Origin of the sequence: Dyella ginsengisoli LA-4 (assembly GCF_000334915.1) — a bacterium.
GTDB lineage: Bacteria > Pseudomonadota > Gammaproteobacteria > Xanthomonadales > Rhodanobacteraceae > Dyella_A > Dyella_A ginsengisoli_A.
Window position 1 is genome coordinate 58,142 of the sequence record NZ_AMSF01000003.1, and the last position, 6,958, is coordinate 65,099.

At 66.8% G+C, this 6,958-nt stretch carries 6 protein-coding genes; 2 read left to right on the top strand and 4 right to left on the bottom strand.

Features of this window, described 5'->3' with window-relative positions; translation table 11 throughout:
- Window positions 1-18 precede the first annotated feature (18 nt).
- Together C693_RS0100790 and C693_RS0100795 are read right to left on the bottom strand one after the other, a co-directional pair.
- On the bottom strand, window positions 19-714 hold the full coding sequence (locus tag C693_RS0100790) for a class I SAM-dependent methyltransferase (RefSeq protein ID WP_017460338.1): 696 nt from the start codon (window positions 712-714) through the stop codon (window positions 19-21).
- 393 nt (window positions 715-1,107) lie between these two features.
- On the bottom strand, window positions 1,108-2,019 hold the full coding sequence (locus C693_RS0100795) for a LysR family transcriptional regulator (protein ID WP_017460339.1): 912 nt from the start codon (window positions 2,017-2,019) through the stop codon (window positions 1,108-1,110).
- Between the two features lie 116 nt (window positions 2,020-2,135).
- On the opposite strand from C693_RS0100795, the gene C693_RS0100800 reads away from it, so the two are divergent.
- A complete protein-coding gene (locus tag C693_RS0100800) occupies window positions 2,136-3,014 on the top strand; it encodes an NmrA/HSCARG family protein (protein WP_017460340.1) in 879 nt (292 codons plus the stop codon).
- 953 nt (window positions 3,015-3,967) lie between these two features.
- Window positions 3,968-4,648 (top strand): hypothetical protein, encoded by a 681-nt coding sequence (locus C693_RS23490; RefSeq protein ID WP_017460341.1) that lies wholly within the window; start codon window positions 3,968-3,970, stop codon window positions 4,646-4,648.
- Between the two features lie 65 nt (window positions 4,649-4,713).
- Here the strand turns inward: C693_RS23490 and C693_RS0100810 are convergent, their stop codons facing one another.
- Window positions 4,714-5,721 carry an NADP-dependent oxidoreductase gene (locus tag C693_RS0100810; protein ID WP_017460342.1) on the bottom strand — a complete coding sequence of 336 codons (1,008 nt, stop codon included), beginning with the start codon at window positions 5,719-5,721 and terminating at the stop codon, window positions 4,714-4,716.
- A gap of 211 nt (window positions 5,722-5,932) precedes the next feature.
- Entirely contained in the window at window positions 5,933-6,721 is a 789-nt protein-coding gene (locus C693_RS0100815) for an SDR family oxidoreductase (protein WP_017460343.1), read from the bottom strand.
- Window positions 6,722-6,958: the final 237 nt, after the last annotated feature.

Below are 6,958 nucleotides of genomic sequence, written 5' to 3' on the forward strand. Positions count from 1 at the left end.
GGTGGGGATCGCGCCAGCTTACGGGCGCGGCAGCGCCGGTTCCATGTCGACGATGGTCATCGCGTCGCGTCGATAGCTGAGCAGGCGGCCGCGGAACGGCGGGAGGTCGTTCGCGTCGAAACGGCTGCGCTGCTCCTCCACGCCGTAGCCCTGCAGCGCCATCGCCTTGCTGAAGCGCGTGCTGTTGCCGCGGCCCGGATCGGTGATCAGGATTTCCGTGTGTGCACTGGCATGCCGCTCCATGATTCCCGCCAGCAGTTCGGCGTGGCCGCGCTCGTAGAGGATGTCGCTGCCGATGATCAGGTCGAAGCGCCCCAGCGTGGCATCGGGAATCTCCCACGGCAGGTCGCGGTAGACGACGAACGGCAGCTGGTTCTGCGTGGCGTTGCGACGCAGGAACAGCTCTGCCAGCGGGTGGTGGTCGCTGGCGGTGATGTCTGCCTTGCGCCGCTGCAGCACCAGGCTCGACAGGCCCAGCCCGCACCCAAGCTCCAGCACGCGCTTGCCCGCTACCTCGTGCGTGCTCATGGCCTGCGCCAGCAACCGACCCGATGGCCACACCTGCCCGAACAGCGCCCACAGCGCCGGCGCGATGCCGGCGCGCTCGGCCGAGCCGTCGGGATCGGCGAACTGCTGGCGATCGCTCAAGGCGCGAATGCGGTAATCGTGCCCACCGAGCAGGACGGTGAGCTGACGCGTGGTGTAACCCGGCATGGGGCGCTCCTGGGTGACGCGGAGGCGCGTGCCGCCCGGGTCGATGGGTGGAGCGCCGCGTGGACGACTGGGGGTCGGGCGGGACGCGTCAGGTTCTTGTTCTGGCCCGGAGCTTAGCTGGTCCGAGAGGTAGGGCAGCGGGTATTTGGTGATGGCGATGCCGCTCGGCACACCTGCCACGAGGCATCCGCATGGGTAGGCCCAAGGCCCGGCATCCCCCTTTTTCCAGCCTGCGACGGCAGGAGAAGCTCCGCAGTGGCGAAGCCGGGCATCTCATGCCCCTGCGAAGCCTTGAGTGACCTTTCTCCGCTCGGCCAGGCAAGAGAGGGTGACTCGGGTGTCGAAGGCGCCCCCCGACGCGCGTGTCTGCAAGAACGCTCTGCGCGAAGGTGGCTAGTTGGACACTGCCGTGGCGCCGGCAAGGATGCGATCTGGAAAGGCTTCATCCAGCGCATCGAGAAAGGCGCGGACCTTGGCACCAACCAACCGGCGCGAGTTGCGCAGTGCCCAGATCTCCACGACGGGTCCTGTGTCCACGCCCCAGAGCGCCAGGCGTCCGGTCTTCAGGTCGTCCGCCACCAATAGTCCGGGCAGCAGTGCGGCACCGATGCCGGTCAACACGGCCTCGCGCACCATCAAGAGGGACGACAGCCGCAGGGCAGGTACGGGGCGCACCGTCGTTTCGGCTCCATGCGGCACGCGATATCGCCAGACCAGGTCGGAGGCGGTCCGGCTCGGCAGTACGGCGTTTACCTCGGGCGGGTCCGCGTCTTTCGCGCCCGGCGTCGGCATGGCGAAATCGGGATGCGCAACGACCACGCGCTGGTCATCCAGGATGCGCCGCCCCACCAGGCGTTCATCGGGCGAGGGATTGACCCGAATCACCAGATCGAACCCGTCCTCGACGGGATCGGCCTTGCGATCCTCCGCCACGATCTCCAACTGCACTTCGGGGAAGGACTGCGCAAAGCGCGCACCGACGCGGGCCAGGGCGACGTGCGCCAGCACCAGCGGTGCGCTGATCCGCAACCGTCCTCGCGGAACGGATGCCCCCAAGGTCACCACTTCGCCCGCTTCGGCAATGTCCGCCAGCGGTCCGCGTGTGCGCTCGTGCAGCGCGCGCCCTTCGTCGGTCAATCGCAGGCTCTGGCCTCCGCGCTCGATCAGCCGCACGCCCAGGCTTTGTTCCAGTTCGGCCACGCGCCGCGACAGCGTCGCCTTGGAGCGACCTGACATCCGTCCGGCCCGGGCGAAGCCGCCATGGGTGGCCACCAGTGCGAAATCGGTCAGCGCCTGCAGGTCCATGGATGTGTTCCATATATGAGACGAGAAGTCTCGATATTGGCATCTTCGCAGCATAGATGGAACGGCCTACCGTGTGTCCACCCCAACGACAGTCGTCACACGACGAGGAGTTTTCCATGAGCATTCTTGTTACCGGCGCCACCGGCACCATCGGCACCCAGGTCCTGCACCATCTTCGCGATGCCGACGTTCCGGTGCGCGCGTTGACCCGCTCGCCTGCGAGCGCACATTTGCCGGAAGGCGTCACCGCCGTTGCCGGCGATCTGGCCGATCCCGATTCCTTCCGCGCCGCACTGGAAGGCGTCAGCACGCTGTTCCTGCTGGTGCCGAATGTCGCCGACGAAGTCACCCAGGCGCTGCAGGCGTTGACGCTGGCCCGCGAGGCTGGCGTCAAGGGCATCGTGTATCTGTCCGTCTACAAGGGCGAGGCCTATGTAGACGTCCCGCACTTTGCCGGCAAGTACACGGCCGAACGCATGATCGAGGCACTCGACCTGCCGGCGACGGTGCTGCGCCCCGCCTACTTCATCCAGAACGACCTGCGCCAGAAGGACCCGCTGCTCGTCGCCGGTGTCTATGGCATGCCTATCGGCGACAAGGGCGTCTCCATGGTGGATATCCGCGATATCGGTGAAGCGGCTGCGCGGGAACTGCTGCGCCGCGAACGCGCTCCCGCGCCGCTGCCGCGCGAAACCTACGAGCTGGTGGGGCCGGATAGCCTGACCGGAGACCAGGTGGCAGGGATCTGGAGCGAGGTGCTCGGGCGCTCCATCCGCTATGGCGGCAATGCGCTGGAGGCGATGGAGAGCCGCATGAAAACCATGATGCCGGGCTGGCTCGCAATGGATCTGCGCATGATGCTGGCGCGCTACCAGTCGGACGGTGCGGTTGCCACACCGCAGGAGGTCGATCGACTGCAGGACCTGCTCGGGCACGCGCCGCGCTCGTATCGTGATTTTGCGCGGGCTGCGGCGGCGCAGTGGATGGATGCCTGAGAAGGCTGAAGCCGAGTGACTGAAGGGGGCGCGGCGCCGGCTTGGCTGGCGTCGCGTTGGCTGCGACTTTCTTCTTTGAATGCCGTCATTCCAGCGAAGAGCTTTTCAACAGCCGTAGGCTGGTCGAGCGGGATTGCCGGGTCTTTTGCTCTTCTCGGATCTGGTGATCCTTAGAGCGAAGAGCGTTTCGTCCTCCTTCGGAGGGCGAGTCACTTCTCTTTGCGTGGCCAAAGAGAAGTAACCAAGAGAAAGGCCACCCCGCTTCCGCGCCTCGCCGGTCTATGACCGGCGAGGTTCGCAGGTGGGCTACGGGGTTTGTCGACAGGGCCTCCTGCCCTGACGCCAAACTGGCCGGCATCCATGCCGGCCACCCTTCGGGCTTTTCCTTCGCCCACCTGCCGCTGCAGAGGGGAGGGAAGTTCAAAGGCAGCGCGCAACGCGCGCCCAGGCTCGGCGATCGCTTGCGCGATCACCATCGCTTTGGCTTTGGCTTTGGCTTTGGCCTTGGCTCTGGTTCTTGCTCGTGCTGTCGTCTTTGCTGTTGCTCTTGATTTCCCCCTCCCTTGTGAGGCGGTGAGTCGTGGTCGATAGGCCCGCAGGGGCATCGGCATGGATGCCGATGCCTTTTCGTCAGTGCATGGATGCACTGTCGAAAAGCCCGGCCGCGGCTCACGGACTTGCCGGGCGCAGCCCGGCAAGCGCCGAGGAGGGTCGCCTTCTCTTTGGTTACTTTCTCTTGGCGACCCAAGAGAAAGTGACTCGGGCGCGGCAGGCGCACGAAAGCCTTTGCTTTTGGGGGCGGGGCGACTCTGCGCCTACTGTGTTGCCGACGCTGGTTTTTTTGACAGCCGCTCCGCGAAAGAACTTCGCTGACGATTGAGAGGTCCATCCACAACATGTGGCATTGAGGGCCGGCGGTGCGCGGAGGGCAAGGAAGGCGTCAAAAGCTCGCGATGTCGCGTTACCGCATCGCCACGCTCGTCATCGTGATGGGTGGGCATTTGGGGCTTTGGTTGCTTGTGATGCGACCGCCCACCCTCTGGCGAACCCCGGTGCAGGGCGGCGGAAGGACGGGCTCGGTGCTGGAACTGCGTTTCGTTCGCAAGCCGCATTCCATCCGCTTGCGTGCGTCGGCCACGCCGCTTCATGGTCCATGGCACGTCGTACCCGGTCGTCGTGATTCGCCTGAGCGGCGCCGGCCATCGCAAGTGATGCCACCCGTTGCTGCTTCACGTCCATTCGAGGCGCATGGTGCATCCGAGGCGCATGGTGCATCGGGTCGCATCGTGGTCCGCATCCCTGACCCACAGGCCACCAACGATGCCGCGGATGACGGCGGCTTCGCGGCGCGCCTACACGAGGCGCAGCGCTCCGATGTGGTTCATGGGGTGCCGGGTTCGGATGCGACGTATGCGTCGGGCATTCGTCTGACCGACCCGATGGATCAGGGCATCGGTGCCGTGATGCGGACGACCCAGCGGGCCTTCGGGATCACCAGCCATCATTGCATCGATGTCGATGTCTGGAAGCACCTCACCCCAGGACAGCTCGCCGCGCGGCACATATCGCCGGCTGACGTGGCGAGCGCGGAAGCGAAATACCGCTGCGATTCGCCGCTGGGCCTCCATTTCTAGCCACCTGGGCTGGCGCGTATCCGACGCTGGCGGAGTGCCGGCATCGAGCGTGGAGGCAAGCCAGCTCAGTCGCTGACGTGCAGCACCAGCTTCCCCCGATGACTCCCATCGAACAACCGGTTCAGCACCAGCGGCGCGTTCTCCAGCCCCTCGGCCACCGTCTCCTCCGTCTTCAGCTTGCCTTCGCGAATCCACCCCGTGATCGCGTGCACCGCTTCCTTGGTCTTGGTGTAGTCGAGCACCAGGAAGCCCTGCATGCGCAGGCGTTTCATGATGAAGGGGCTGAAGTCGTCGCTGGGCTTCTCGCCGGAGTTGTAGCCGGCGATCAGGCCGCAAAGCGCGACGCGGCCGCCGATGACCATGCGGCCGAGCACTGCCTTCATCACCTCGCCGCCGACGTTCTCGAAGTTGACGTGCACGCCGTCGGGGGTGGCGGCCTTGAGTTGCTGCCTGAAGTCGGCCGCCTTGTAGTCGACGGCGGCGTCGAAGCCGAGTTCATCGACCAGGTACTTGCACTTGTCGGCGCCGCCGGCGATGCCGACCACGCGGGCGCCGTGGATCCTGCCGATCTGCCCGGCGATGGAGCCGACCGAGCCGGCGGCGGCGGACACCACCAGGGTTTCGCCGGGCTGCACCGGGGCGATGTCGGTCATGCCGTAGTAGGCGGTGACGCCACTCATGCCGCAGGCACCGAGCAGGGTGGGCAGCGGGATGCCGGGATCGGCGGGCAGGCGCACGTAGCCGGGGGTGTCCTGGTGCAGCACCAGGTAGTCCTGCCAGCCGGTGAGGCCCTGCACCAGGTCGCCTTCGGCGTAGCGCGGCGATCGCGAGGCGACCACGCGGCCGAGGCCGAGCGCGCGCATGGTCTCGCCGATCGCCACCGGCGGCAGGTACTGCGGGATGTCGCGCATCCACACGCGGTTGGTCGGGTCCATGGAGATGTAGAGCGTGCGCACGAGGACTTCGCCGTCCTTGAGTTCGGGGACTTCGGTCTCGACGAGGTCGAAGCTCTCGCGCTGGACCAGGCCTTCGGGGCGGGTCTTGAGGCGGAGCTGGCGGTTGGTGAGGGACATGGTGGGCCTCGTGGTTTTCCTGGGATGGTGAGTCACTGGATGACCGGCGTTCGCCGTTGAACAGCGACTCCAGCGTGCGCTGGGATGACGGATAGGTGGGTGCCCGGTTAAGTCGGGGGTTCTGGCTTGCTCAGAATGCGACAAAACACCGATACGTCACCCCAGCGGAAGCTGGGGTCCAGAGTCTTGATGCAGCAACGAAGCGCGCGCATCACACCGCCGACGCCCCGCCATCCACACGCAGTTCGGCGGCGGTGACGTAGCGGCTCTCGTCGGAGGCGAGGTAGAGCGCGGCGTAGGCCACGTCGTCCGGCTCGCCGAGGCGGCGCATCGGGTTGCCGCGGGTGAGCTTGCGGATCGCTTCCTCTTCGCCGAGCTGCTGGAAGAACGGCTCGACGATGCCGGTGCGGATGAAGGCGGGGTGGATGGAGTTGCAGCGGATGGCGAGCTGCTGGCGCGCGCAGTCGATGGCCACCGACTTGCTCAGCGAGGCGACCGCGGCTTTGGAGGCGTTGTAGACGGTGTAGTCGGGGTCGACCTTGAACGCGGCCATCGAGGAGATGTTGATGATCGAGCCGGGCTGGCTTTCTTTAAGCCAGGGCAGGGCGTACTTGCAGCCGAAGTAGACCGCCTCGACGTTCACGCCCATCACGCGCTGCCAGTCCTTGGTGGCGAGGCTCTCGACGCCGCCAAGGGCGCCGATGCCGGCGTTGTTCACCAGCACCGAGAGGCCGCCCATGGCCTGTGCGGCCTGCTCCAGCAGCGCCGGCCATGGGGCTTCCTCGCGCACGTTCTGCGCCGCGGACCAGGCCACGGTCGCGCCGTGCTCGGCGTTGATCGCGTCGGCCTGCGCCCGGGCGCCGTCGCCGTCGATGTCGGTGAGGAATACCTTCGCGCCGTGGCGCGCGAACAGCTTCGCCATGGCGGCGCCGAGGCCGCCGGCGGCGCCGGTGATGTAGGCGCGCTTGCCGGCGAGGCGGTGGGCGGGGAGATCGGTCATCGGCAGGCTCCGGGGTTTGAGCCCTCTCCCCCGGCCTTGCCGGGGGAGAGGGTTGGGTGAGGGGGCTTTCGGTTTGGGCGTTATCGGGAAGAAGCGAAGGGCTTCCCCCTCACCCCGACCCTCTCCCCTGAACGGTGGAGCTGTTCAGGGGAGAGGGAGCAGGGCGCGGGCTGAGGAGAGGTGGTGGTCATCGCGGGGGCTTCGCTTGAGCCCTCTCCCCCGGCTTTGCCGGGGGGG

Bases quoted from the DNA above. Each gene is read 5' to 3' on its own strand.
- C693_RS23490 (WP_017460341.1), top strand. From the start codon at position 3,968: ATGTCGCGTTACCGCATCGCCACGCTCGTCATCGTGATGGGTGGGCAT.
- C693_RS0100810 (WP_017460342.1), bottom strand. From the start codon at position 5,721: ATGTCCCTCACCAACCGCCAGCTCCGCCTCAAGACCCGCCCCGAAGGC.
- C693_RS0100800 (WP_017460340.1), top strand. From the start codon at position 2,136: ATGAGCATTCTTGTTACCGGCGCCACCGGCACCATCGGCACCCAGGTC.
- C693_RS0100790 (WP_017460338.1), bottom strand. From the start codon at position 714: ATGCCGGGTTACACCACGCGTCAGCTCACCGTCCTGCTCGGTGGGCAC.
- C693_RS0100795 (WP_017460339.1), bottom strand. From the start codon at position 2,019: ATGGACCTGCAGGCGCTGACCGATTTCGCACTGGTGGCCACCCATGGC.
- C693_RS0100815 (WP_017460343.1), bottom strand. From the start codon at position 6,721: ATGACCGATCTCCCCGCCCACCGCCTCGCCGGCAAGCGCGCCTACATC.